The following is a 24,834-nucleotide window of genomic DNA, read 5'->3' as shown; positions in this document are numbered from 1 at the left end:
AATCTAGTTCCCCCTTTAGGGGGCGGAGGGGGCTAAACCGCGAAGGAATATCCATTGCGCCTCGTACTTTTTCAAGGAAACATTTCCCTCACGGCTTCGGAGAATTCTTCAGTGAGGGTTCGGTATTCTTCTCCAAATTCCTCCTGCCTGCTGAGGAAAGCCTCCGCCAGGCTGTAGTAGTACCAGTTTTGCTGCTCATAGGGTGCATTAAAACGGTCCCAAATAGCATCTCCCACGCGGCGGTAATCGCGGGCTATGGCGCGGATGTTGTCAAGCTTATCTGCCAGTGCCAAAGCCAGAATGGCCTCGTCCTGCTCCCGACCCACATAATCAATGGTGTGGGATTTCCTTTCTTTCCACGGGGCCTCTTCCTCCCCTTCCCTATGGTTGAGCTTGGAGGGTTCTGTGGCTCCTTTGACAAGATGGGCGACTTTTGCTCCAAACTTCGCCTCCACCTGCTCAATAGTCACCGGGGTATCCTCCACGGTGTCATGCAGCAAGCCGGCCACCGCCACCTCCTCGTCGTAGCCGTATTCCAACAAAATCTTCATTACATTGGTGAGGTGCGAGATGTAGGGAATGTTCGTCCCTTTCCGAAAATGCCCTTCATGAGCTTGGCAGGCAAACTTTATGGCTTCAAAAATCATATTCAGATCATAAAATTTAGGGACACATATACGCAGTCCAAACATCTTCAATTTAACCACAATCCCCTTGAATCCAAAACTAATTTTACAATAATTGGAAAGCTTAATTCAGAATCGCCTTCCATTCGGGCAGGGGCGGCTTGTCCATGTTGCGCTTTACAGCCTGCTGAAAAGCCTTTTTGTATTCCTTATTTACCTTTAGGGGGACAAGCTGGAACAGCCCAACTTCAGAGATCAAGGTATTTAGGGCTTTTTCAAATGTCGGAAATGTCTTGAGATAATTCACTTCGGAAAGTTTATCAACCTCAAAATCCGGCTCAAAGTCAAAAGTTTTGATTTCAGGGGTTAGGTAAAAGTACCTTTCTTCCCCTTCTTCTCCAGAACGGTAAAACACGGTAGACCCATTTTCCCCTCCCAGTTCCAAAATGAGCTCAAAATTTTGGTTGGCCTCAAAGGAATCTATCACGCCTTCGAGTACCTCTAGGGTTTCCTCCCGCAGCTTTGCTGAAGAAAAGTATCTCTGGGGATCGGCCTGGGCTATTCTTTCCCCGGCAAGCATTTCATCCAGCTCAATATGGATTACTTCCACACATATCCCGGTTTTTTGGGCATACTTGACCAATGCCGCAAAATCATCATCGTAACCCTTATTGGTGCAATATTCAACCACCAGCGTCTTCCCATCCAAAAGTGTCAACAAACCTTCCTCGCTGGCATGGTTATAAATCTGTACGATTCCATCCATTTCTTCCAAAGCCTGGAAATGGCCAAAGAGTTGCTGGCTAATTTTTGCCAGATCAAACACAAAATTTCCCGGAGAGGAAGAAAAGTTTTTCTCAATGAAAACGGTCTTTCCTGATCCGACCGGACCGGTGATGAATTTAATTCTTGCCATAAGATAAAAATTGAAATAAATGTCAAGCCTATACGAGAAACACCCCAAAAACGCTAGGGGAAAACTTTAAACTCCAAGTGGTTTAACTTAATAAAGGCTGAAAAGTTGAGATTACAGAACGAAGATACGATTAAAACTTCTCAACTTGCAAAGCCAATTCATCTCTTTGACACCATTTGCCCCACTTTCACCTGATCCGAAAAATGGGTATATTGGGTAATCTTAAGCTTATGAAAACAATCCTATTTAGTTTTTTGCTGGCTCTTGCAATTTTTTCGGTGGAGGCACAGCAATTGGCCGATATCCTGAAGGATGTAGAAGGGCTGCCGGGCCGGGAGGGATATTTGGCCTCCCCATTCGTGACTGCTGGTGACCGGCTGTACATGGTTGGCTACCAGGATGGCACCTTCCCGGATCTAGGATGGCATGTGGAAGGCGAAATGGGCGGCATCTGGAACCACCCCATCAAACTTATGGACGGCTTTACCGTCGCGGTTGGACTGGAAGACGAGTTTTTCTGCCTGGACAGGGCCGACATGTTCATCAATTATCCTTTTGCAAACAAACACGTTTACAAAACCACGGTACCAGAAATAGAAATTGAAAGAATCCAGTTTGTACCAGAAGGAATGCAAGGTGCGGTCATCGAGTTTACCCTATCCAACCTTTCAGAAAACCCTAAACAACTAAGTTTCGAATTTACGGGACATGTGGATCTGAGACCGGTTTGGCTGGGGGAAAAAGCAGGGATGTTTGACCATCCGGACCTGCTGAGATTTGACGATGAACGGAAGCTTTGGACCGCCCAGGACGAGGGAAATGAATGGCATGTGGTCTTTGGGGGTGAGAATCCCGCCCAAATGCACCTTAGGGCCTCTCCCCACTGCAATTATGAGCCAAAAGGACAGGGAGCCGCAGCGAGCCTGATATACGAACTGACCCTTGATGGTATGGAAACTAAAACCCTCACCATATCAATAGCAGGCTCCTACGCCTCTTTGGAAGAGGCCCTGGGCACGTATGATGACCTGTTATACCAGTCTCAAACTTACTTGGAAGAAAAAAAACAGCATTATGAGCAGATTGCCCTAAAATCTAGAATCACCATTCCCGATAAAGATTTGGAAAAGGCCTTCGAATGGGTAAAATATAACACGGAATGGCTGGTTAGGGATGTGCCTGAAATCGGAAGGGGTCTGGGAGCCGGTATGCCCGACTACCCGTGGTGGTTTGGGGTGGACAATGAATATACGCTTCAGGGGGCTATTGCGACAGGAAGAAAAGATTTGACTTATAGCACCATTGATTTGCTCCACAAGCTTTCCGAGGAAGAAAACGGAAACGGTAGGATCGTTCATGAGGTCAGTACCAATGGCGTGGTGTTTAACCCCGGCAACATCAACGAGACCCCACAGTTTGTTTCCCTGATCTGGGAAGTTTACAAATGGACAGGTGATCGGGATTTTTTGGAAAAGTACTATCCCACTATCCAAAATGGGCTGACCTGGCTGATGGAGGAAAATGATGAAGATGGCAATCTTTTCCCTGACGGATATGGCATGATGGAAATCCACGGGCTGGAGTCCGAGATGATTGATGTGGCTACCTATACGCAAGCTGCGTTTGCTGATGCCGCCAAAATTGCGGAGGAACTCCAGGACGAGCGGCAGACTATTTATTACCAAGGACTGGCGGATAGGATCAGGGAAAAAATCAATGAGGATTTTTGGGTGGAAGAGGCCAATTCCTATGCGGATTTCATCGGGACGGCTTCCGAGGCCCTTCATCTGATAGAGGCCGCAATTATCAGAGCCGACACTCTCGACAAACCATGGGCGGTAGAAGAACTGAAAGCAATGAAAAGCAAAATTTCTGCCCTACCCCCCGACCAAAAACAAGGCTTTGTGGTATTCCACAACTGGGTGGTCAACACGCCAATGGAAATGGGAATCGCTGACAGGGAAAAAGCTATAAAAGCCCTAGACAAGGGTGCGAGGTTTGTCAACCCGTTTGGGGTTTTCGTCACCGGTATAGACCGGGATGACTCTTCCGATCTGGAGGACGGGGCATTTGCCGGGAGCAAGGTTTTTTCCTACACTGGAGCCGTGATGACCTTGCCGACGGGCGTGCAGGCTATAGCCGAAAATAATTACGGCAGACCTGACCAGGCTTTGGATTACTTGCAGCGCATGACCCGCTCATTTGGATTTGCCCTACCTGGATCCATCTACGAAGTATCACCGGATTACGGCATGATGGCCCAGGCCTGGAACTTGTACAGTTATGCCGTTCCGATCGTGACCCAGTTTTTCGGGATAAAACCCCAAGCAGGCCAAAAAAAGGTAATTATATCTACGCAGATGCCCAGTGAATGGGAAGAGGCCACCATTGAAAATGTAGAGATCGGCAACAATGCGATAAGTTTGAAATTTACACGGACCACGGAAGGAATGGAACTTGAGCTTTTACAGCAAAAGGAGGACTGGGAGATCGAGTTTTCTTTTCCCGAAGGGCAATATGAAACCTGGACCATAAATGGTGAAGAGGTGACTCCGGAAAAAACTGAAAAGTCGGAAAATGTGAATGCAAGGGGAAAACGAATTACTGCCAGTTTTCATTGATTCGCTTTCTAAAATCCATGTTATGAATTACCCAAAAGGAAAGCCCGTGTCGGTTTAATGTACGGCCACTTGAAGGAATCAACCTCCAGTGATAGCCAGCTAATACAGAAAGGTTACGATAAGTAAAGGTGGGTAAAATATATAGTCGGTTTTGGTCTATCCCGTTGTCGATTTGGCCTCCCGCATTATATAAAATCTCATCCATGATTCTCAGCTGCACATTTGTTTGGGAATTAATGGTGTGGACGGGAATACGAAGTGTAGCCATAAACCTCAGCCGGTTGTAAAAAAGCCTATCCTGCAAAACTTCCTGCCCTTCAATCTTCTGCCTGAAGCGGGCATCATACCGGAAACGCAACTGGTAGCTGACTTCCTCGCTCAACCAAAAGTTGCCCACCACCTGCCCCCAGGGCCGGTGCTCATCACGGATCAGCTTTTCTGAAAATGAAGTAGCCGTGGTCACCCAGGCATAGCCTCCGGAAGCAGATAGGTTTGGGCTGAAGAAATAGGTCAGTCCATGGCGAGAAACAAAAAATGAGGTGGTAGCCCAATGGAAGTCATTCCAAACCGCCCACTTTTCGGTTACGCGGATGGAAGAAATATAGGCTCCCCAAAACTCCCCTTCATGTTCTACCGTCTGTGCAGGCAGCTTGCTTATGCTGAAAATCAAAAAAAGTACTACGCTCCAAATGCCACGCATGTCATGGGGTTTTGCAATTGTCCATCGTGTTTCGAGTAGGTCTGCGCAGCAACCAATCCAGCATTTTAACGGACTTGTTTTCCCCGCAGGACATTCTAAATTTAATGATTGCTGAGGAAATAAAGGTAAGAACACCGATGAAAAATATGGAGTGGGCTATTCCCAGCCAGTCAGCAATGACTCCCGTCAAAATTGCTCCAATGGCATACCCCAAGTCCCTCCACAAGCGGAAAATCCCTATACTTTTTGCCCGGTCGATCGGATGGGTGTTTTCTGCAATGGTGGCCAAAAAAGTAGGATAAACCATCGCTGTGCCCCAGCCCAATACCGAGGAAAGTACTATAAATTGAGTCATGCTTTGAGCCCACACCAAGCCTACCAGCGCAAATGCCTGCAACAGCATTCCTGTAAACAGCATTTCCTTCTTGCAAAACTTATCCGCCATCTTCCCGGTAAACAACTGTCCTATCCCCCATACAGCTGGGTAAACCGCCGTTACCACACCGATCTGCTCAAGGGAAAAGTTTTTGCTGGCTAGCAGAATGGGGAATATCCCCCAGGCCATGCCGTCATTGAGATTGTTGATCAATCCGGCCTGTGATACTGACCCCAGGTTTTTGTCTTTCCAGGTGGTGTCCCAGAAGATGTTCTTCAATTTTTTGACGGAGCTTTCATGAGTTTCCATAGCCACATGGTGCTGGGTATCTTTTACCAGAAAGATACTTCCCAATAATCCCAATATCACCAGGCCAATGCCCAAGTAAAATGGATAAGGCCGCACGCCAAACTCACTGGCGATATACCCCGTAAGGAAAGCCACCACTGCAACCGCCAGGTAACCTGCAAATTCATTAAGCCCCATGGCAAAACCACGCTGCCTATCCCCTACCAGGTCGATTTTCATCACAACGGTGCTGCTCCAGGCCAGGCCTTGGTTGATCCCCAATAGTACATTGGCCGCAATGATCCAGTTCCAGCTGGGTGCAAACATTAAGATCAGGGGAACAGGAATGGCAAAAATCCAGCCTGCAACCAGAAGCTTTTTCCTTCCAAAACGGTTGGCCAAGGCCCCAGCGTAATAGTTTGACAGGGCTTTGACTATTCCAAAAACCACAATAAAGGAAAGAATGGCTGTCTTGGCGGCAATTCCAAACTCCACTTCGGCTATCTGAGGCAAAATGGACCTTTCCAGCCCAACCATGCCTCCCACAAAAGCATTGATGATGACCAGCAGTGTAAATTGCTTCCAATTTTCCTTGAGCCCCAATTCGACTTTTGACATGCTATTTTTGATTATACAGCCGCAAAGTTAAGGTTTTCCCCTCGTCAAAAATGTGAGCCCGATTACATAGGCCCAAAAAAAAGAGACCCATCCCTGAGTCTCTTTCATTATTTAATTGTCATTCTACTTTAGTGGTCGAATACTATTTTATTTTAATATTTATCCGCGAAGGCGAAACTCTGTGAAACTCCTCTGTGACCTATTATTCGCATTACTTAGTCAACGCCTTCTCTCTTTGCACCTCTACCATGTCCACAGGAGGAGGAGTATTATCTCCCAGTAAATGCTGCACGAAGTAATCCCCCATTCTCCAGAAGAAATACTCGGTCATGTCACCGAAGCCATGTCGCTGCCCGGGAAGGGTGATAAAGTCGAACCTTTTATTGGCCTTAATCAAAGCATTGGCCATACGGATGGTGTTGGCAGGATGGACGTTGTTGTCCACATCTCCAGTCACCAACAGCAGGTGACCTTTTAGGTTTTTGGCCAGATCGGGGTTTTTCTCCACATCATAAATGAACTTGGATTCCCCGTCACCGTTTTCAACCTCTTTTACCCCATGGTGCTTCTCTGACCACCAGCGGTTATAAATGTTGTTTTCATGGTTACCAGCACTGGAAACCGCTACCTTGAACACATCCGGATACACCAACATAGCAGCGGTGGACATGAAGCCACCTCCTGAATGCCCATGGATGCCTACTTTGGATCGGTCGATAAAGGAATGCCTGTCAGCCAATTGCTCTACAGCTGCTTTCTTATCCGCCAGCCCATAATCTCTCAGGTTTCCATACCCATAATTGTGATACCACTTAGATCGGCCGGGGTGGCCACCTCTGTTTCCAATGGTAACTACCACAAAGCCCAATTGGGCAAGTCTATCCACCCTGTCCATGCTCTTGCTGAAGGTTTTGTTGACGGCTTCAGTTTGCGGACCCGGGTAAACATATTGAATCAAGGGGTAGCTTTTGGTGGAATCAAAATCGTATGGCAAATACATTACCCCATAAAGATCTGTGATGCCATCATCAGCCTTAAAGGTAAAAGGCTGTGGGAATTTATACCCTGCGGCAAATAGCCTGGAAAGATCGGTGGTCTCCAGGTCCATTACTTTTTTGCCATTGGCATCCATCAATTCTGCTACCGGGGCGGCATCAACTCTAGAGTAATTATTGACAAAATAGGTGGCGTTGTCATTGACATTTGCCGAATGGTTGAAGTCACCCTTATTCAAAAGAGTCATCGCTCCACCATCCAAACTCACACTGTAAAGGTGCTCATAATATGGGTCCTCCCCTTTTTCCTTGCCATTGGCTACAAAATACACCCTTTTGTTTTTCTCATTGATCCGCTCCACCTTTTCCACATGGAAAGGCCCTGAGGTCAGCTGTCTTTTTAAGCTTCCATCCATACCATAAAGATAAAGGTGCCCCCAACCATCTCTTTCCGACCAATGGATGATGTCCGTACCGTTATTTACCAGTTCAGGCTTATTGATATCGATGTAGGTGTTGCTTCTTTCTTCTACGATGATTTCTTTCCTGTTGTCTTTCAAGTTCCAGCGAGCGATGTCCACTTTTTTCAAATCCCTTGAAGTAATGGAAAAGAAAAACTGCTCGTCATCTCCTAACCACGTCACCGGCCTGAATTCATCATCTCTAGTATTATTCGGCCTTGAAGCTGACCATAACCCTATATTCTGATCCTTAAAGGTGTCCACGTTCAGCTTTTGGAACTCCTCAGAGGTGAAAGAATAATAAAACAATTCCTGCTGAGGTTGTTCTTTTTCACCTGGCATGGCATACTTGTAGGTTTCCAGAGTCGGTCTTGGGTTTTTGGAATTGTGGATGACCCAGAGATCCTTGACCTTTCTGCTGTCCGACCTGCTGCCCACAAACTGCTTTGCATCAGGCGACCACATCACCATGGCTCTTTTTCGCTTGTCCTTGTTTTTCTCCCTGTCCACATTGTCCTCACCTCGGCCACCGATGCCATAGTCGTAATATTCCTCTCCGTCTTCAGTCAGCTGGTGCTCCACGATGGTGCTGTCTTTTTCATCTTCCACAGCTTTCAGGAAATTTTCCTTGTCCATCCAATAGAGGTTGTGATGCTTGGCAAAGACAACCTTGGAGGAATCGGGTGCGATATTGGCCCAAGCGAGTCTTTTGTCCTCCTTATCATCCTCAATTTCGGTCAGTTCCCTGGTGGTTAGGTCATAATGAAAGGTGAAAACCTTGTTTTCGAGAGAGTCCTTGGCGTTTTTGTTCTTTTCCTTGATCTTATCCCAATCCTTCTTCAAAACCTCTTCAGAGCTTTTGACTTTGAATTTGATGGTATTTTCATCATCCAGAAATTTTAACCCGGTAAGGTCCAGATGCTGCCCATCAAAGGGATCTTTGACCACTTTGGTAATCTCCATGGCCAGCTGGTCCCTGTCAAAAAGCGGGGTCTTGGATTTCTTGGCCGGGTCAACTATATAATAAAACTTGCCGTCCTGGGTTTCATAGCTGTACCAGAACCGGTCAGACTTTTTCAACCAGTGAGGATCCACTTGGGTGGAAAAAACCATTTTTTTGACTTTATCGGGGCTGAATTTGGCCGCCAATTCGTAATTTCCTTTAGAGGCCGTTTCTTGTCCGAATGCCCCAAAGGAAAGCAGCATCATCCCGATGCCCAACAATCTATATTTCATATTTAGGATTTTTTCAAGTCCTAAACTAAGGCTAATAGGATAAAATAAAGATACCGCTGATGTAAAAGTAAATTTGCCTTTGGTAAAATCAACTTTTTAAAAAGCTTCTTAAGTCCATCATCTTTATTCCTTCTACCGAGTTTCCCTCAAATTTATCCAGCGTAATGACTGTTTTCTCATAATTGTCGGGGATCTTTTGGAGGTTCCCGATTTCTCTCTCAAGGGTTTTGGGTTCATGAATACTCAAGGCAACTTGGAAATAAGCCGTCTCACCCGCGGATAGACATACAAAGTCAATTTCTTCATTCCCCAGAGTTCCGATTTTAACTTCATACCCTTTAAAAAGTAAGTGGTTATAAACCACATTCTCTAATATTTTGCCCTTATCCTCTAATCTGTAACCCCAAATCCCATGACGAATCCCTAAGTTTTCAAAATAAAACTTATCTCCGATTTCAAAAAGCCGTTTTCCAATTACATCATAGCGGGATACTTTATGGACCAAGAAGGCATTTGTCAAATACTCGGTATAGGCCTGTACAAGGTTGTGAGCCATGTTAATTTTCTGGGCTTTCAAAAAATCGGAAATTTTTTTGGCTGAAAATAAGCTACCCGTGTTACGGGCCAGAAATAACACCAATTGCTCTAAGAAGCCTGGGTTTCTAACCGCATATCTATTGATGACATCCCTATAAACAATTGTATTATAAACACTTTTCAGATACTCAAATACTATTGCATCCTTCAGCTCCAAGTGCTTTAAATAAGGCAGACCGCCATATTTTAGGTATTTTTCTAAAGCATCTCCATTATCTTCTAACGTATGAAAATCAAGAAATTCCACATACGATAGACTATAAACAATAATTTCTATATATCTGCCGCTTAAATGACCCGAAATATCTCCAGAAAGCATATTGGCATTACTGCCGGTGCAATAAATGTCCAACTCCTCATCTAACAATAATGACCTCAACGCATCTCCAAATCCTTCAATATCCTGAATCTCGTCCACAAAGACATAGTTGAGCTTACCAGAGACCTTTTTATTCTTAACATATCCATGTAAATCCTGTGCATTTTTAATCCAGGAAAACTCCAAGTCCTCCTTATTGATATAAATAATGGGAACATCAGGGTCGCTCTCTTGGAGAAATTGAATTATTTGAAAAAGCAGATAGCTTTTCCCAACCCTTCTTTGACCAGAAAATACTTTTATCAGGCCTTTTCCAATAAAAGGCTTAACTCGTTCTAAATATACAGAACGTTTATTTAATGATTTAGGCAAATTCATTATCTTAAAGCTATATCTTAAACTTTATATAAAGTTACAAAAAGTTTAAGACATAGCTTCAACTTTTTAATTATAAAACAATTATTGAAGCTATACCTTCAACTCATAAATGTAAAAATGTGTCCTCTTGCTTCCAACTCCTAAAAATTCTTTCTAACTTTTAAGCCTGATTTTAACAAAACACCCTGGTCTTCAGCACGGTACCACGCCATGGAACAATACGCCCAAGTCTTAAATATTGCAATGCCCATTTTCCTCCTCATGATATTGATTGAGCAGTTTTTTGAGTGGAAATTGGGCCGAAAAGTTTCCAATAATCTGGATACTGTATCGAGCATTTCCTCTGGGATTACCAATGTGATCAAGGATGTATTGGGCCTCACGGTTTCTATACTCTCCTACAAATGGCTTGTGGATAGAGTGGCGATCTTTGAAATCGAAAACGTGTGGATGGTTTATGTGATTACCTTTGTCGCCATTGATTTTAAGGGTTACTGGCAACACCGGTGGGAGCATAAGATCAACATTCTTTGGAACCGCCACGTAATCCACCACAGCAGTGAGGAGTTCAATCTTGCTTGTGGTTTGAGGCAAACAATTTCGACGGTCTTCAGCTACTTTGCTTTCCTTTTGGCCCCTGCAGCCATTGTGGGCGTACCTGTGGAAGTGATTGCCACGGTGGCTCCCTTGCACCTATTCCTTCAATTTTGGTATCATACCAGACTGATTGGCAACATGGGGATTCTGGAGCACATCATTGTCACCCCTTCCCACCACCGGGTGCACCATGCGGTCAATAAAGAGTATATGGACAAGAATCTGGGCCAGATTTTCATTATTTGGGATAAGATGTTTGGAACTTTTCAAAAAGAAATGCCAGAAGTTCCTTGCGTCTATGGCATCTCTCGCCCAGCCCGGACGTGGAATCCCATAAAAATTAACTTTCAACATTTTTGGGTATTGTTGAGAGATGCCTTTTATGCCAGAAGTTGGTGGGATAAGTTGAGGATTTGGTTTATGCCTACAGGTTGGAGACCTGAGGATGTGAAGGAAAAATTTCCAATTGATAGCATACAAGACCCTTACACTTACCAGAAATATGGGCAAAAATCCACCAAGGGCTTTCAGCGATGGGCTTGGGCGCAGTTGCTTTTCAATTACTTCCTGTTGATCTATCTATTTGCCTTTATCCAGGATGTTGGTTTCACCGGGGCGCTGATTTATGGTGGATTTGTGGTGCTGTCTGTTTACAGCTACACAGAGCTTATGGATAGGAACCCAATTGCCCTCTATCTGGAAACCTTTAAGTCCCTGATAGGTCTTGGCTTGATTTTCTACATGGGCAGTTGGTTTGGTGCCACTGAAAATCTAGGTTTTTGGTATACGGCGGTTGTGGGCTGCTACATGATTTTATCAGCCGGAATGACGGCATTCTTTACAGTTAAAGGTACGGAGCCTGCAGCTGTAGGGGTGAAGGTTTAAAGTCCCTGCGGGACGTTTACGGTTTTAAGACCATGGCAGATGTTAGGAACGTCTCAAAATCTTGAGGTTCGTAGATCTGGATCTGGTCTCTGATGGTAGAAGGTCCTTGTGGATGGGTGTGAAGGTCCATGTAGAGTCTGCCATCGGCAAGTAGGGCAACCTCGTCATCTGAAAGTTCAAAAGTACCATAAAAGGTACCGCTGTTCCCCTCATCATGCAATTTGACCTCCAATTCGTAAAGGTATTCGTTTTCCTCCCCTGGAAGTCCGGGATGTATATGCACCACTGGAGTTTGGGGTCTTTCACTGGCATCCTGCATTTGAATATTCAAGTCTTCAAACTCACCGGTTACGGTAAGTTCATTTCCCAGCAAGGTTAATTTGGCCCCTCCACTGGCAGGAGTGATTTCGCCCATACTGGTGGTAGCCACATTTTCCTGCACCATCATCACCGAAAAAGTCAAAACTTCCTCATCGACTGATTGTACTTCTTTGGTACTACAAGCTATCATGGCCAGGCAAAATAACAGAACAATTGGTTTCATAGGTCGTGTAGTTGGTCATACATATAACATAACCATCAAAAACCCAAATCGTTTGGATTATTCGAAGATAATTTTAAACCAATTATTGTTTTGTGAATTTTACAACTTCTCTTTTGCTCTTTATCACCAGCTCGACAAAATAAAGTCCAGGAACTAAATGTCCCAACTTCTCCGTTACATCAGTTTTTCCTCTATTTAATTCTCCCTGGGCAAGTATTTGTCCAAGTGAGTTAAAAACCTTAAATGTGCCACTGTCTGAAGCATCGGCAATTTCCATAAATACCTGGCCGTGGTGATGGGGATTTGGGTAGACCTGGAGGAGATTCGGAGAAAACTCCTGATTTCTCAACATGCGTATCTCACTATAAGTCGATCTCCCGTCAAAATCAACCTGTTGGATCTGGAAATAAACAGGAGAATCCCACCAGTTATTCTCCCCATAAGTGAATGCATACTTCCTTACCCCTTCATAATTTCCCTTGCTGGGCACCTCCCCTATCACTTGAAATTTATTTGCATTTCCCTCCGACCTCAATATGACAAACTTCTCATTGCCCGACTCCTTGGCAACGGACCAACTAAGCTCGACCATCCGATTGTGATAATTGACTTGGAAATCCAGCCAAGTCAATGGTAACACTGAAAACTCCCCAGTACTTCCAATGGTAAAGGTTTGACTCTGAAGTTCATCAAAGCTCAGGTCCCTTTTGGCCAAAAAATAGCCGATATCCGCACCCTGCTGATGGTTTCCCGGGGCGGCATGGGTATCGCTGACAATCCTTAGGTCATCAGGATCCACCACGATCAATTCATCTGCTCGGATCTTCATGGTCAAGTTATTCATGACTGCTGGTGCGGCAAGAATTTCATAATAGCTGTTCAGTTTATGAAGGATTGGTGTTCCATCATTATCGTTAAATCCCGGGTTGTGGTTGACACCGGGAATTTCAATATTTTTGATATTAAGAGGAGTCATGGTGACCCCTGGGCTGCCCAAGAGTTTCAAACTCCGCAAGCCGTTCACCTCTAGATCATAAAATGGAAAGGTGCCATTTGCCTCATTCAGGTCGTTTGCCAACATGTTCCAGGTAAGGGACTGAAGGCTTTTCCAACTTCCGGAAAGATAGAGGTATTCGGGTTTTTCCAACACCAGTTTATTTCCTCTGAAGTTAAGGTCTCCACCAATGTGGTGGAAGCTTTCGGAAATGGCAACATCGTGATTAAAGCTCACCTCACCTACTGGCTTTTCTATGGTTAGCGCAGAAATTGGTTTTCCTCTTCTGTCAATGTTTTGGTTATGGGGACCGGTGAGGCGGTAATGGGTGTTGTTATCCAAAAGGGGACCTTCTCCATCAAAATAAAAATCTCCAGTGAGACTGATTTCGTCAGTTATCGTTTTCGAGGAAGCATTTAAAAATTGGAGGCTATGATATGAAGTGATGGGGTGATTTCCATTTTGAAGAAGTCGTTGATTTCCATTGGGACTGGAGTAAATTATTTCGCCATCTAGCCGAAGGTCACTGGCCAGCAAATAATTGTTGTTTTGAGTTATTTCGAGCTCCGCTCCTAATTCGATATAGAATTGACCAATGGGATTGTTGTCAGACCGAAAAGCAATATTTCTGGTGCAATCAGAAATTAGTCTTGCACCATTTTTCACAATTACAAACCCCTCTCCATATGGTCCCTCATTATTTGCAGAAAAAGTTGAACACCGAATTGGAGTGACGCCTCTGTTTTCTGTTTGAATTAATTTACCTGAATTTATGGTAAACCCAATTGATTTAAAAGGCTCTTCTAAAGTCAATGTTTTCCCTTCGCCTGGGTCAAAAACAACTGTGTAACGACTATTGGTATTAAATCCACTCCAGGCACCTCTTGTAATTATGGTCCGACTTTCTCCCTTAAAAACAATCTTGCTCTCGACACTATTTCCAATCCAATTTTGACTGTTCCAAGTACCACCTGGCTCCCCAGGTGCTGTACCTTTGAAAGCATTTAAAGTCCCATAAACAAAAAGAGACCTGCCATTTAAAGTCAACTTTTGACCAGCGCCTGTATCTGCAAAAATGAAAACATTTCCAATCTCTTCATCTTTGACTAATCTAACAGTATGCTTATCTTCAATATAAATCTCATCCTCCCTCCCAGGCAGCCGAGTAGCAGCTCGCCACTCTTCACCATCCCAATGCATCCAAGTATTTAAGGCATCAAAATTACCAGTCCGAGCAGACCGGAAACTGTTCAGGTTTTGGGCTGGGCAATATTTTGCGTTAATTGCAAGATTAAACAGTAATACAAGGATTATCCTGTATTTTCGTTGTGAAAACAAGTCAAGCAAGCTCATAAAAGTGTGAAAAAGATTAGGGAAAAAATTACGCGGTACGCTACTCAAAAAGTTACTCCTGTTACTGAAAAAAAGTATGTACAAGATAACCAAAAAACGATTCTTAATGCAATAGTTCTCATACTTTTTTTTACCCTAACCCCCTTACTGTCAAGCGCCCAAACCCATCGCTACCAGATTAGTTTACTGACCTGTGACCCAGGTGAGGAGCTGTACAGTTCCTTTGGCCATAGCGCCCTCCGGGTGCTGGATATGGAGACGGGCAAAGACCTGGTCTTCAATTGGGGGACTTTCGATTTTGACGACCCCAATTTCTACTTGAAATTCACCCAGGGAAGGTTGGACTACTTTCTAAGCCTTAGCACATTTGAGCAGTTCCTATACCATTACCGCTATTTCGAACGTGGCGTGCGCGAACAGGTGCTGAATTTGTCTCCCGAGCAGGTGGAGCGGACAGTGGCTCTGCTCAATCAAAATGCAAGGCCGGAAAACATCTATTATCGCTACGACTTCTTTTATGACAACTGTTCCACAAGGATCAGGGATATCATGGAGGCAGTGTTGGGAAGGAACTTGGATTGGAACGAACCTGTGGAAGAAGAGGCCAAAACCTTTAGAGACTTGATTTTTGAATATGTCTACCGGCTACCCTGGGCAGATTTCGGAATTGACCTGGCTTTGGGAAGTGTGATTGACCAGGAGGCTTCGGAGAGGGAAAAACAGTTCTTGCCGGATTATATGGAGGCTGCTTTTGCAAGAGCTGAAATTGTGGGCGACGGCCCAAGTCGCCTTTTGGCCCAACCGGCCCGGATCGTTTTGGATTATCCATTGGTAGACCAAGAAAATGAGGTGTTCAACCCGCACTTGGTGTTTTGGCTCGTGGCGATAGGCTTTATTTTATTGACTTATGTTGGTTACAAAAAACATAGGCTTTTCGCAGGAGCGGATGTGGCGTTGTTTGCAGTTTTAGGCCTTATCGGGGTAGTGATTACCTTTCTATGGTTTTTCACCGAGCACACCACCACCGTCTACAACTGGAATATCCTTTGGGCTTTTCCGGCACATTTGGTGCTTCTTTATGGGCTGACCATGAAAACCCCAGCGGCATGGGTCAAGCAATATTTGTTTTTTGCCATGCTTTTGGCGAATTTGACTTTGGTGTTTTGGATCCTGGGTTTCCAGGATTTCCATTCCAGCATTATCCCTATTCTGCTGATCATTATTTTGAGGAGCAACTATTTGTATTATAACCTAGAGAGGCTGAGGTTCAATAAAACCGCAGAGAGGGTGCGGGGGTGAGAAATGAGAGGATTTCTTTTAGCTGAAGGCAGGCAGTGTTTCGCAGAGTTTACTTCTTCGTTGAAAAAACATTAAAATCCTTGAAGAGAATGTTAAATAAATTTTAGATGTACCGGCTCACCCTTTGCGCCCCTCAGCGAACTTTGCGGTGAAATTTCTCCTTTGGTTCTCTGGTTCTCTGCGGTTGTTTAGCACTATAGAACAAATTTGATCGAAAAAGCATTCTTTATCTAGCTTGGGGTTACTGGGCACTATAAATTGAGAGGCTGACTATGAATTTTAAGATTACTTCTGACTATGTGCCGACAGGGGACCAACCTGTGGCCATAAAAAAACTTACTGAATCCGTCAATACAGGGGAACGTGCCCAGGTATTGCTGGGGGTGACCGGGTCAGGAAAGACTTTCACCGTTGCCAATGTGATTCAGAATGTACAGAAACCCACCTTGGTACTCAGCCATAACAAAACACTTGCGGCCCAGCTTTATGGGGAATTTAAGCAGTTTTTCCCAGACAATGCGGTGGAATATTTCATATCCTATTACGATTATTATCAGCCCGAGGCCTTTATTCCCACTAGTGGGACCTACATTGAAAAGGACCTAAGCATCAACGAGGAGATTGAAAAGTTAAGATTGAGTGCCACTTCCGCGCTGCTTTCGGGCAGAAGGGATGTGATCGTGGTGGCTTCTGTCTCCTGCATTTATGGTATCGGAAATCCGGAGGAGTTTGGAAAGAACGTGATCCGCATGCAGGTTGGTGACCGGATTCCTAGAAACCAGTTTTTATACAAGTTGGTGGACATTCTCTATAGCAGGACTAATGCGGAATTTACCCACGGTACTTTTAGGGTAAAAGGCGACACTGTGGACATTTTTGTGGCCTATGCGGATTTTGCCTACAGGATCTATTTTTGGGGAGATGAAATCGAGAGCATTCAACGTATCGATCCCCAGTCGGGTAAAAAAATAGCGGACGAAAACATCATTTCCATATTCCCGGCCAACCTTTTTGTTACAGGTAGGGACGTGATTGATGTAGCCATACATGAAATCCAAGACGATCTGGTGAGTCAGGTGGCTTTTTTTGAAAAGGACATGAAGCTGATGGAGGCCAAAAGATTAAAAGAAAGGACAGAATTTGACCTGGAAATGATAAGGGAACTGGGTTACTGTTCAGGGGTGGAAAACTACTCCCGATATTTTGACCGGAGACTTCCGGGAACGAGGCCCTTCTGCCTTTTGGATTATTTCCCAGATGATTATCTGATGGTAATAGATGAGAGCCATGTGACCGTGCCTCAAGTACGCGCCATGTGGGGAGGTGACAGGGCCAGAAAGGTAAATCTAGTGGATTACGGATTCAGGCTTCCATCTGCTATGGACAACCGACCGCTCAAATTCGATGAATTTGAAGCCCTGACCAATCAGGTAATTTATGTCAGTGCCACCCCCGCAGATTATGAGCTTGCCCAAACAGAGGGTGAGGTGGTGGAACAAATTATTCGTCCTACCGGCCTTCTTGACCCAGTCATAGATGTAAGGCCAAGTGGCAACCAGATTGATGACCTGCTGGAAGAAATCGACCAAACCATAAAAGCGGGTGACCGTGTTTTGGTGACCACCTTGACCAAGCGGATGGCGGAGGAGCTGAACAAATTTTTGGAAAGAGCGGGGGTCAAAGCCAGGTATATCCACTCCGAGGTAAAACCATTGGATAGGGTGGAAATTCTTCGCGAATTGAGACTGGGTGTGTTTGATGTATTGGTAGGCGTAAACTTGCTTAGAGAAGGACTTGACCTACCAGAGGTTTCATTGGTGGCAATTTTGGATGCGGATAAAGAAGGCTTCTTGAGAAATGAAAGGAGTTTGGTACAGACCATTGGCCGTGCAGCTCGAAATGAGAACGGGCGTGTGATTATGTATGCAGACAAAACCACTGACTCCATGCAAGTAGCCATTGATGAAACCAATAGAAGAAGGGCAGCCCAAATGGCCTACAATGAAGAACACGGCATAACTCCTAAGACGGTAATCAAATCCCGTGAGAAGATCATGGGGTCCACCAAAGTCGCCGACAGCAAGAAAGGAAGCAAGATATATGATGGGGAGATCAGCGTGGAGCAGTCCGTTGCAGCAGATCCGGTGGTGCAGTATTTGAGCAAAGAAAAACTCGAAAAACTCATCAATCAGACCCAAAAATTGATGGAAAAGGCTGCTAAGGAATTAAACTTTATGGAAGCCGCTAGGTTAAGGGATGAATGGCAGGGGCTGAAAAAGCGGCATGAAGAGATGAATAGGAATACAATTTAGAGAATAGATTCTCACTAGAAACTTTATTGACCAAAACTTATTTAGATGAAAAAGTACATTCTGCTATCTTTTACACTTATATTTATTTTCTTATCCGAAGTCAACGCCCAGCAGGGAGAGGGAACTATCATGTTTGCCGGTGGGGGAGACATCATCAGGACCGATGTTCCCGGTGTGTTTCAACGTTATCAAGCAGGCTTTGAAGGCCATTATTTTGTGCGATATTTCCTAAGTTTATCAGGTGGGTATGAAATTAATTCGGCTGGCCCAAACCAGGTTTCTTTAGGCTCAAGAGTTTACTTCGTAGACCCATTTTTTGTGCGGGTTCGAGGTTTATTGGGCAGCCAGAGTGATTTGGCCCTGGGTGCGGGATATAGCCATAATGTAGGGTACAGATTTCGACTGGAAGGTATAGTGGATTATTATGCCGTCACGGGCACGGCTGGGCTGCGGGCAGGCTTTAGCATCTTATTAAATTAAAAGCACCATGACTCTTCAGGAGGTGGCCAACCTTGCCAAGCAAGGTGAAGGTTTACATATCGAGTTCAAGAAAAAAGTGGCCCATCCTGATAAGATCATCAAGGAAGTAATTGCCTTGGCCAATACGGAGGGCGGCTACCTGCTCATAGGTGTAGATGATGACGGCACCGTGAGCGGGCAGCGGTATGTTGATGAGGACGTTTTTTTATTGGACAAAACCATATCGGAGTCGGTCAAGCCCAAGCTCTTTTACGAAAAATTCATCCTGCCCATCAATGCAAAGAAGGGAGTGGCTGTGTTTAAGTTTGAGAAAAGCCCCTCCCGCCCCCATTATTTCCTGGAAGAAAAAAAACGGCGATCATTTATCCGCGTGAAGGATAGGAGTGTGCAGGCAAGTAGGGAAGTCTGGGAAATCCTAAAAAAGCAAAAAAAGGAGCAGGATGTGTTTTTTCAGTATGGAGAAAAGGAGGACGTGCTGATGAAGGCCCTGAAAGAACAGGAATCCATCACCTTGAAGCAATTTGCCAAATTGGCAAAGCTTCCTAGGTTTGCTGCCTCAAGGATATTAGTGAGGATGGTTCTGGCCAATGTGTTGGAAATTATTCCGCAGGAAGGGGAGGATTTGTACGTTTTAAAATAATGGCAATTGTACTTAATCTATTTAGATTGGCTTTAATCCAATTTCAATATACTTTTCAAACCTTCATTTATTTCCTTTATTTCTTCTGCTGATAATTCACCTAATTTACCAATTACTAAATCCTTGCTGATGGTAGTTAGCTTATTTAATCGAATAAAAGAGGTTTTTTTAAGGGCGTTAAGTGGAGAAGGCTCAACAGTGACAATTGATTGTTCTTTCCAAAACTGGGTAGTGATAAATGCAACAGTGATATCCTCTTCAGAATTGATTAATACAAGGGCCGGTCTATTTTTTGAGCCTGTTAAATCTGTAAAAGGAAACGGGATCAATACAATATCACCTTTTGTCATTATAAACTTCTTTCAAATCTTTGATTGAATAAAGCTCTTCCTCTTCTTCTAAAAAGCTAAAGGTTGAAGAATTTGAAGCCAAGCTTTCAATTCCTTTGGTAAGATTTTTATTTTCAAGTTTGTTCAAAAGAAACTCAGCAAAGTCCGAAACCTCTTTCACCTTATGATCTGGTAGTTTGGAAATCTTTTCGATCGTATTTTCGATTAATTGCTCTCTTTTCATATTGCTTGGATTATCTATTAAAAATAATCAAAATTCCTCGTATTTTTTCAGCTACCATGCCTAAGATTCCCTCATAACATCTTGTACCAAATCCATTTCAAATCCCCTAGATAAGAGATATTTCATCACTTTTTGGCGTTTGATATAATTGTCCTTATCCTTCAAGCTATCCCATTTCTTTTCAAAAACCCCTTTCAAAGTACCCCAATATTCCTCCGGATCAATTTCCTTCATACCCGCCTTAATACAATTCGGACTGATTTTGCGGAGCTTGAGTTCCTGTAGAATTTTGTTTCTCCCCCACTTCTTGATCCTGAATTTCCCGCCCACAAAAGCCTGGGCGAACCTTTCTTCATTCAAAAAGCCTTCCGTGATCAAAAAACTTATAAGCTCCTCCACCTCATCCGAATGTAGGCCATAGGAATAGAGCTTATCCCTTACCTCCTGCTGGCAGCGTTCCTGATAGGCACAGTACGCCCCGATCTTCACCTTGGCCTGTGAAGGGGTCAGCTTTTTTTGAGCTTTAGATTCAGCATAATCTTTTCTTTGGAAAGACATTTGCGTATTTTTAACCTTTTAAAATTTAGGGAGATCAAACCGATAAACCATACAAACATGAGAAAAAAAATAGTAGCAGGCAATTGGAAGATGAACTGCACCTTTGATGAGGGGCAAAAGCTGACTTCTGAGATCGTCAACATGATAAAAGATGAGCGTTCCAAAGATGTAACCGTCATCCTTAACCCGCCATTTGTCCACATCCCAAGTGTCAAAAAGCTTGTTGGAGAGATTTCAAACCTTTTTGTGGGTGCCCAGGACTGTTCTGACCAGGAGTCTGGCGCCTATACCGGCCAGGTTTCCGCCAAGATATTAAATTCTTTTGGAGTCAAATATGTGATCATCGGACATAGCGAAAGAAGGGAATTTTGCAGTGAAGGAAACGATCTTTTGGCCAATAAAGTAAAGCAGGCTCTGCAAAACGGCCTTACTCCTATTTTCTGTTGCGGGGAATCTTTGGATATCAGAGAAAACGGCTCCCATGAGGATTTCGTCACCCAGCAGTTGACAGAAAGCCTTTTTGATCTTTCCCCGGAGGATATTTCAAAATTGGTCATCGCTTATGAACCTATCTGGGCCATCGGTACGGGCAAAACAGCTTCATCCGACCAAGCACAGGAAATGCATGCTGCCATCAGAACGCATCTTGCCAACAAATATGGCCAAGAGATCGCAGATGGGATTTCCATTCTTTATGGCGGAAGCTGTAAGCCGGACAACGCGCAGGAAATTTTCTCCAAGCCGGATGTCGACGGGGGATTAATTGGGGGAGCTTCCCTGAAATCCCGTGACTTTATGGATATCATCAAATCTTTCTGATGGAATACTTAGAATTTAAAATCTCCTGCAAGCCTGAGTTTGCTGAAATCCTTATTGCAGAACTTGCCGAGGTGGGTTTTGATTCCTTTTTGGAAAACGAGGCAGGATTTGAGGCCTACGCCGAGGAGAATAATTTCGACCGCAGCTCCTTTGAGGAGGTGATCGAAAGGTATACACAGGTAGCAGAAATAGCTGTGGTGGAAGGAAAGATGGAGAAAGTCAACTGGAATACCGAATGGGAGAAGAATTATGATCCCATCGAAGTAGGCGATGAAGTGTTTGTAAGGGCTTCCTTTCATGCCCCCAAGCCGGGAGTGACCCATGATATCCTGATCAATCCCAAGATGTCCTTTGGGACGGGCCACCACGCCACCACCTTTCTGATGCTGACCCACCAGCTGAATCTTGACCACAAAGGCAAGAGTGTGATTGACATTGGTTCTGGGACAGGGATTTTAGCCATCATGGCCAATAAGCTGGGCGCCAAAGAGGTGCAGGCCTTTGATATTGACGACTGGTGCGTTGAAAATGGCAATGAAAATTTTGACCTCAACGGAATGAGCAATGTCCGTATGGGACTGGGCACCGTAAGGGAAGTCAATCCCCAAGGTCAATTTGATATCGTTTTGGCCAACATCAACAAAAATGTGCTGCTGGATGAGATGGAGGTTTACGAAACCTTGGTTAAACCTGCGGGGCATCTTTTACTCAGTGGTTTTTATGACCATGATGTGGAAGACATCGAAGCAAAAGCAAACAGCCTGGGCTTCCAAAAGCTGGATCAAAAAGTGAAGGATAAGTGGACGGCTTTGGTTTTTGAAAAGAAAGGGTAAAATAGATAAAAATTTAATAACCGCGGAGAACCAGAGGTCTCAGAGATAATCAAAAAAACTCTGCTTTCCCTGAGTCTCTGCGGTTTTTATTTTACTCAAAACAACATCTCTTTCACCAAGATATACACGGCCATTATCAACACAAAATACCCGAATCCTTTCTTCAGATGGCTTCCGTCGATTTTGCTGGAAAGGTAGCTGCCCACAAATATCCCCACCAGGGACAAGGCTGTAAAGCCTCCTAGGAATACCCAGTCGATCTCTTGGGTGGCCACATCGCCGAGGAAGCCTATTAGGGATTTCACGGCAATGATCAACAAGGAGGTACCCACAGCCATTTTCATGGGCAAATTGGCCAAAAGCACCAAAGCAGGAATGATTAGAAATCCCCCTCCTGCACCCACCAGACCGGTCAGCACACCAACTACCGCTCCTTCTGCCGCAATCAGGGGAAAGTTGAACTTGATCTCACCCGATTTTTTCTCCAAAGACCTTTTGTTGTTCTTGATCATGGAAAAAGATGCCGCGAGCATGATGAGTGCAAAAAACACCATGATTGCAATATCTTTTGTTAGCACCCAATCCCCCACGGAAAATATTTCCTCAGGAATGGAGGGCACCAAAAATTTCCGGGTAAGAAAAACGGCCAAAAAGGATGGCGTGGCAAAAACTGCCGCTGTCTTATAATTGACCAATCCTTTTTTCATAAAGGAAAATGACCCCGCCAGAGAGGTGACCCCCACCACAAACAAACTGTAGGCAGTAGCCAACACCGGACTTACACTCAGCATATACACCATGGCCGGCACGGTAAGGATAGACCCTCCCCCGCCAATCAAGCCCAAGCTGATGCCAATAACCAATGCCGATAAATAACCCAATATTGTTAACAAATCCATTCCTGCTGGTTTTTTTACGAAGCCACAAAAATACAATCAATATTTTTTCCAAAATGTGACCTCGGTTACAAAATAAACATTTTGTCAAAATGTGATAATTATCATATTCTATTCGATTTTATTCAGACAGTTTTGTCTTATTAAAATTCAAGGCAAAATTCTTTAACTAATGAATACAAAAAAAGTAGTAATCATAGGAGGCGTTGCCGGAGGAGCAACTGCAGCGGCAAGACTGAGAAGGCTGAGCGAACAAGTTGAAATTGTGCTATTTGAGCGTGGGGAGCACATTTCCTTCGCCAATTGTGGCCTTCCCTATTACATTGGAGGCACTATTGAGGAAAGAGATAAGCTTTTGCTCCAAACTCCCGAAAAGATGTCCAAAAAGTTCAACATGGATATCCGCACAAGAAGTGAGGTCGTTGCCATCAACCGGGAAAGAAAAACCGTCACAGTAAAAAAATTAGGATCGGATGAAATATACGAGAAAAACTACGATAAGCTGATCCTTTCTCCTGGAGCGAAACCATTTGTACCAACTATTAAAGGCCTTGATAAAGCACCATCCACATTTACCCTGAGAAACATTCCCGATACGGATAAAATTAAATCTTATATCAATATGCATAATCCAAAGCATGCGACTGTAATCGGAGGAGGTTTTATTGGGCTGGAGATGGCCGAAAACCTGCATGAACTTGGCGTTCAAGTCAGCCTGGTAGAAAGGTCAAGGCAAGTCATGGAAGCCCTTGATTTTGAAATGGCAGCCATTCTGCAGGATCATATCGAAAGTAAAGGTGTAAAACTTTTTCTAGACGACAGTGTGGAAGAAGTGATTGGACAGGGGGAAATGCTTTTGCTAAAGAGCGGTAAAACCCTGGAAACTGATTTGATCATACTTTCCGCTGGGGTACAGCCAGAATCCAACCTCGCCGAAACCGCGGGCTTGGCCTTGGGAAACAGAAAAACCATCGCTGTTAATGAATTTCTGCAAACCTCTGATGCAGATATTTACGCTGTAGGTGATGCCATCGAGGTGAAAGACATTGTGAGCGGTCAGGACTGTTTTGTCCCCCTGGCTTGGCCGGCCAATAGACAGGGACGGATAGTGGCGGATAGTATTTTAGGCAAGAAAACCAGCTATAGGGGAACATTGGGAACGGCCATTGCCAAGGTGTTCGACTTCACCGGCGCCACAACGGGCAACAATGAAAAAGTACTGCAAAGACTTGGAAAGCCCTACCTGACCGCCCATATCCATCCCAATTCCCATGCAGCCTACTATCCTGGAGCAAAGCCAATGGCTTTAAAGATATTGTTCTCTTCACAAGATGGCTCTGTTTATGGTGCCCAAGGCGTTGGTGAGGTAGGTGTTGACAAAAGGATTGATGTTTTGGCTACCGCCATCAAAGGGGGCCTGAGTGTATATGACCTTTCGGAGCTTGAGCTGGCCTATGCCCCACCCTACTCTTCCGCAAAAGATCCCGTGAATATGCTGGGCTATGTATCCAGCAACATGTTGGAAGAAAACTTGAAGACATATCAGTGGCATGAAGTCGACAGATTTGTTAAAAAAGGGAAGTATTTCCTGGATGTTAGGGAAAAGGCTGAAGTGGAGTCTGGGATGATCAAAGGTGCATATCATATCCCTGTAGATGACATCAGAGAGCGCCACAATGAACTCCCCAAGGATAAAACCATCCATATCTATTGTCACGCAGGGTTACGCGGCTACTTGGCATTTAGAACCCTTAGCCAATTGGGCTTCAATGTTACAAACCTGGATGGCGGATTTAAAACCTACCAAATGGCCAAAAAGCAACTGGAAAAATTAAACCCTTCAGACGCTTTGGAACTAGTCTGAAATCACAAAAGCCGCAGAATTTCTTCTGCGGCTTTTTATATGGTTTATTCTTGTAC

At 44.4% G+C, this 24,834-nt stretch carries 21 protein-coding genes; 9 read left to right on the top strand and 12 right to left on the bottom strand.

Features of this window, described 5'->3' with window-relative positions; genetic code table 11:
* Positions 1–71: 71 nt before the first annotated feature.
* Positions 72–647, bottom strand: a complete 576-nt coding sequence (locus KI659_RS15350; protein ID WP_213946252.1) for an HD domain-containing protein — start codon at positions 645–647, stop codon at positions 72–74.
* 103 nt (positions 648–750) lie between these two features.
* On the bottom strand, positions 751–1,542 hold the full coding sequence (locus tag KI659_RS15345; protein ID WP_213946251.1) for an ATP-binding protein: 792 nt from the start codon (positions 1,540–1,542) through the stop codon (positions 751–753).
* 230 nt (positions 1,543–1,772) lie between these two features.
* Between KI659_RS15345 and KI659_RS15340 the strand changes: the two genes are divergently transcribed.
* A complete protein-coding gene (locus KI659_RS15340) occupies positions 1,773–4,163 on the top strand; it encodes an alpha-L-rhamnosidase-related protein (protein WP_213946250.1) in 2,391 nt (796 codons plus the stop codon).
* Here KI659_RS15340 and KI659_RS15335 read toward each other — a convergent pair.
* From KI659_RS15335 to KI659_RS15320, 4 genes are all read right to left on the bottom strand, one after another.
* The gene (locus KI659_RS15335; protein WP_213946249.1) at positions 4,144–4,863 is read right to left on the bottom strand and encodes a DUF2490 domain-containing protein; all 720 of its coding nucleotides are present in this window, start codon (positions 4,861–4,863) and stop codon (positions 4,144–4,146) included. The genes KI659_RS15340 and KI659_RS15335 overlap by 20 nt on opposite strands.
* A 1-nt stretch (position 4,864) precedes the next feature.
* Complete coding sequence (locus tag KI659_RS15330; RefSeq protein ID WP_213946248.1) at positions 4,865–6,145, bottom strand: MFS transporter; 1,281 nt, start codon at positions 6,143–6,145, stop codon at positions 4,865–4,867.
* A 211-nt stretch (positions 6,146–6,356) separates the two neighbouring features.
* Positions 6,357–8,837, bottom strand: coding sequence for a S9 family peptidase (locus KI659_RS15325; RefSeq protein ID WP_213946247.1), 2,481 nt, complete (start codon positions 8,835–8,837; stop codon positions 6,357–6,359).
* An 88-nt stretch (positions 8,838–8,925) separates the two neighbouring features.
* Positions 8,926–10,131: an ATP-binding protein gene (locus KI659_RS15320; protein ID WP_246535436.1), complete on the bottom strand. Its 1,206-nt coding sequence runs from the start codon at positions 10,129–10,131 to the stop codon at positions 8,926–8,928.
* A gap of 243 nt (positions 10,132–10,374) precedes the next feature.
* Between KI659_RS15320 and KI659_RS15315 the strand changes: the two genes are divergently transcribed.
* Positions 10,375–11,613 carry a sterol desaturase family protein gene (locus tag KI659_RS15315; RefSeq protein WP_246535435.1) on the top strand — a complete coding sequence of 413 codons (1,239 nt, stop codon included), beginning with the start codon at positions 10,375–10,377 and terminating at the stop codon, positions 11,611–11,613.
* Between the two features lie 16 nt (positions 11,614–11,629).
* On the opposite strand, the gene KI659_RS15310 is transcribed toward KI659_RS15315, so the two are convergent.
* Together KI659_RS15310 and KI659_RS15305 are read right to left on the bottom strand one after the other, a co-directional pair.
* Entirely contained in the window at positions 11,630–12,157 is a 528-nt protein-coding gene (locus KI659_RS15310; protein WP_213946245.1) for a CHRD domain-containing protein, read from the bottom strand.
* Between the two features lie 82 nt (positions 12,158–12,239).
* The gene (locus KI659_RS15305; protein WP_213946244.1) at positions 12,240–14,351 is read right to left on the bottom strand and encodes a T9SS type A sorting domain-containing protein; all 2,112 of its coding nucleotides are present in this window, start codon (positions 14,349–14,351) and stop codon (positions 12,240–12,242) included.
* 159 nt (positions 14,352–14,510) lie between these two features.
* Between KI659_RS15305 and KI659_RS15300 the strand changes: the two genes are divergently transcribed.
* From KI659_RS15300 to KI659_RS15285, 4 genes are all read left to right on the top strand, one after another.
* Positions 14,511–15,803: a lipoprotein N-acyltransferase Lnb domain-containing protein gene (locus KI659_RS15300; RefSeq protein ID WP_317195980.1), complete on the top strand. Its 1,293-nt coding sequence runs from the start codon at positions 14,511–14,513 to the stop codon at positions 15,801–15,803.
* 272 nt (positions 15,804–16,075) lie between these two features.
* The gene (uvrB, locus tag KI659_RS15295) at positions 16,076–18,115 is read left to right on the top strand and encodes an excinuclease ABC subunit UvrB (protein WP_317194898.1); all 2,040 of its coding nucleotides are present in this window, start codon (positions 16,076–16,078) and stop codon (positions 18,113–18,115) included.
* Positions 18,116–18,160: 45 nt separating this feature from the next.
* Entirely contained in the window at positions 18,161–18,595 is a 435-nt protein-coding gene (locus KI659_RS15290; RefSeq protein ID WP_213946243.1) for a hypothetical protein, read from the top strand.
* A 7-nt stretch (positions 18,596–18,602) separates the two neighbouring features.
* On the top strand, positions 18,603–19,235 hold the full coding sequence (locus tag KI659_RS15285; protein WP_213946242.1) for an AlbA family DNA-binding domain-containing protein: 633 nt from the start codon (positions 18,603–18,605) through the stop codon (positions 19,233–19,235).
* A 32-nt stretch (positions 19,236–19,267) separates the two neighbouring features.
* Here KI659_RS15285 and KI659_RS15280 read toward each other — a convergent pair whose 3' ends face one another.
* Genes KI659_RS15280 through KI659_RS15270 form a run of 3 tightly spaced genes read right to left on the bottom strand, consistent with a single transcriptional unit; the run spans position 19,268 to position 20,366 of the window.
* On the bottom strand, positions 19,268–19,585 hold the full coding sequence (locus KI659_RS15280; protein WP_213946241.1) for a type II toxin-antitoxin system PemK/MazF family toxin: 318 nt from the start codon (positions 19,583–19,585) through the stop codon (positions 19,268–19,270).
* Positions 19,572–19,808: a DUF2281 domain-containing protein gene (locus KI659_RS15275; protein WP_213946240.1), complete on the bottom strand. Its 237-nt coding sequence runs from the start codon at positions 19,806–19,808 to the stop codon at positions 19,572–19,574. The genes KI659_RS15280 and KI659_RS15275 overlap by 14 nt, the downstream gene beginning before the upstream one ends.
* A gap of 60 nt (positions 19,809–19,868) precedes the next feature.
* Positions 19,869–20,366, bottom strand: a complete 498-nt coding sequence (locus KI659_RS15270) for a regulatory protein RecX (protein ID WP_213946239.1) — start codon at positions 20,364–20,366, stop codon at positions 19,869–19,871.
* Positions 20,367–20,423: 57 nt separating this feature from the next.
* Here KI659_RS15270 and tpiA point away from each other — a divergent pair, with 57 nt between their 5' ends.
* The gene (gene tpiA / locus KI659_RS15265) at positions 20,424–21,185 is read left to right on the top strand and encodes a triose-phosphate isomerase (RefSeq protein ID WP_213946238.1); all 762 of its coding nucleotides are present in this window, start codon (positions 20,424–20,426) and stop codon (positions 21,183–21,185) included.
* On the top strand, positions 21,185–22,018 hold the full coding sequence (gene prmA, locus KI659_RS15260; protein WP_213946237.1) for a 50S ribosomal protein L11 methyltransferase: 834 nt from the start codon (positions 21,185–21,187) through the stop codon (positions 22,016–22,018). The genes tpiA and prmA overlap by 1 nt, the downstream gene beginning before the upstream one ends.
* 95 nt (positions 22,019–22,113) lie before the next feature.
* Here the strand turns inward: prmA and KI659_RS15255 are convergent, their stop codons facing one another.
* A complete protein-coding gene (locus KI659_RS15255; protein WP_213946236.1) occupies positions 22,114–22,917 on the bottom strand; it encodes a sulfite exporter TauE/SafE family protein in 804 nt (267 codons plus the stop codon).
* Positions 22,918–23,086: 169 nt separating this feature from the next.
* On the opposite strand from KI659_RS15255, the gene KI659_RS15250 reads away from it, so the two are divergent.
* Entirely contained in the window at positions 23,087–24,778 is a 1,692-nt protein-coding gene (locus tag KI659_RS15250) for a CoA-disulfide reductase (protein WP_213946235.1), read from the top strand.
* The last annotated feature ends 56 nt before the right edge of the window (positions 24,779–24,834 follow it).

Origin of the sequence: Litoribacter ruber (assembly GCF_018449405.1) — a bacterium.
Taxonomy (GTDB): domain Bacteria; phylum Bacteroidota; class Bacteroidia; order Cytophagales; family Cyclobacteriaceae; genus Litoribacter; species Litoribacter ruber.
Note: the sequence above shows the minus strand (reverse complement) of the source record. Positions and strands in the feature narration are given on the sequence as shown.

Excerpts from the sequence above, each read along its gene's own strand:
- KI659_RS15350 (WP_213946252.1), bottom strand. The coding sequence starts at position 647 with ATGATTTTTGAAGCCATAAAGTTTGCCTGCCAAGCTCATGAAGGGCAT.
- KI659_RS15345 (WP_213946251.1), bottom strand. The coding sequence starts at position 1,542 with ATGGCAAGAATTAAATTCATCACCGGTCCGGTCGGATCAGGAAAGACC.
- KI659_RS15340 (WP_213946250.1), top strand. The coding sequence starts at position 1,773 with ATGAAAACAATCCTATTTAGTTTTTTGCTGGCTCTTGCAATTTTTTCG.
- KI659_RS15335 (WP_213946249.1), bottom strand. The coding sequence starts at position 4,863 with ATGCGTGGCATTTGGAGCGTAGTACTTTTTTTGATTTTCAGCATAAGC.
- KI659_RS15330 (WP_213946248.1), bottom strand. The coding sequence starts at position 6,145 with ATGTCAAAAGTCGAATTGGGGCTCAAGGAAAATTGGAAGCAATTTACA.
- KI659_RS15325 (WP_213946247.1), bottom strand. The coding sequence starts at position 8,837 with ATGAAATATAGATTGTTGGGCATCGGGATGATGCTGCTTTCCTTTGGG.
- KI659_RS15320 (WP_246535436.1), bottom strand. The coding sequence starts at position 10,131 with ATGAATTTGCCTAAATCATTAAATAAACGTTCTGTATATTTAGAACGA.
- KI659_RS15315 (WP_246535435.1), top strand. The coding sequence starts at position 10,375 with ATGCCCATTTTCCTCCTCATGATATTGATTGAGCAGTTTTTTGAGTGG.
- KI659_RS15310 (WP_213946245.1), bottom strand. The coding sequence starts at position 12,157 with ATGAAACCAATTGTTCTGTTATTTTGCCTGGCCATGATAGCTTGTAGT.
- KI659_RS15305 (WP_213946244.1), bottom strand. The coding sequence starts at position 14,351 with ATGCATTGGGATGGTGAAGAGTGGCGAGCTGCTACTCGGCTGCCTGGG.
- uvrB (WP_317194898.1), top strand. The coding sequence starts at position 16,076 with ATGAATTTTAAGATTACTTCTGACTATGTGCCGACAGGGGACCAACCT.
- KI659_RS15290 (WP_213946243.1), top strand. The coding sequence starts at position 18,161 with ATGAAAAAGTACATTCTGCTATCTTTTACACTTATATTTATTTTCTTA.
- KI659_RS15285 (WP_213946242.1), top strand. The coding sequence starts at position 18,603 with ATGACTCTTCAGGAGGTGGCCAACCTTGCCAAGCAAGGTGAAGGTTTA.
- KI659_RS15280 (WP_213946241.1), bottom strand. The coding sequence starts at position 19,585 with ATGACAAAAGGTGATATTGTATTGATCCCGTTTCCTTTTACAGATTTA.
- KI659_RS15275 (WP_213946240.1), bottom strand. The coding sequence starts at position 19,808 with ATGAAAAGAGAGCAATTAATCGAAAATACGATCGAAAAGATTTCCAAA.
- KI659_RS15270 (WP_213946239.1), bottom strand. The coding sequence starts at position 20,366 with ATGTCTTTCCAAAGAAAAGATTATGCTGAATCTAAAGCTCAAAAAAAG.
- tpiA (WP_213946238.1), top strand. The coding sequence starts at position 20,424 with ATGAGAAAAAAAATAGTAGCAGGCAATTGGAAGATGAACTGCACCTTT.
- prmA (WP_213946237.1), top strand. The coding sequence starts at position 21,185 with ATGGAATACTTAGAATTTAAAATCTCCTGCAAGCCTGAGTTTGCTGAA.
- KI659_RS15255 (WP_213946236.1), bottom strand. The coding sequence starts at position 22,917 with ATGGATTTGTTAACAATATTGGGTTATTTATCGGCATTGGTTATTGGC.
- KI659_RS15250 (WP_213946235.1), top strand. The coding sequence starts at position 23,087 with ATGAATACAAAAAAAGTAGTAATCATAGGAGGCGTTGCCGGAGGAGCA.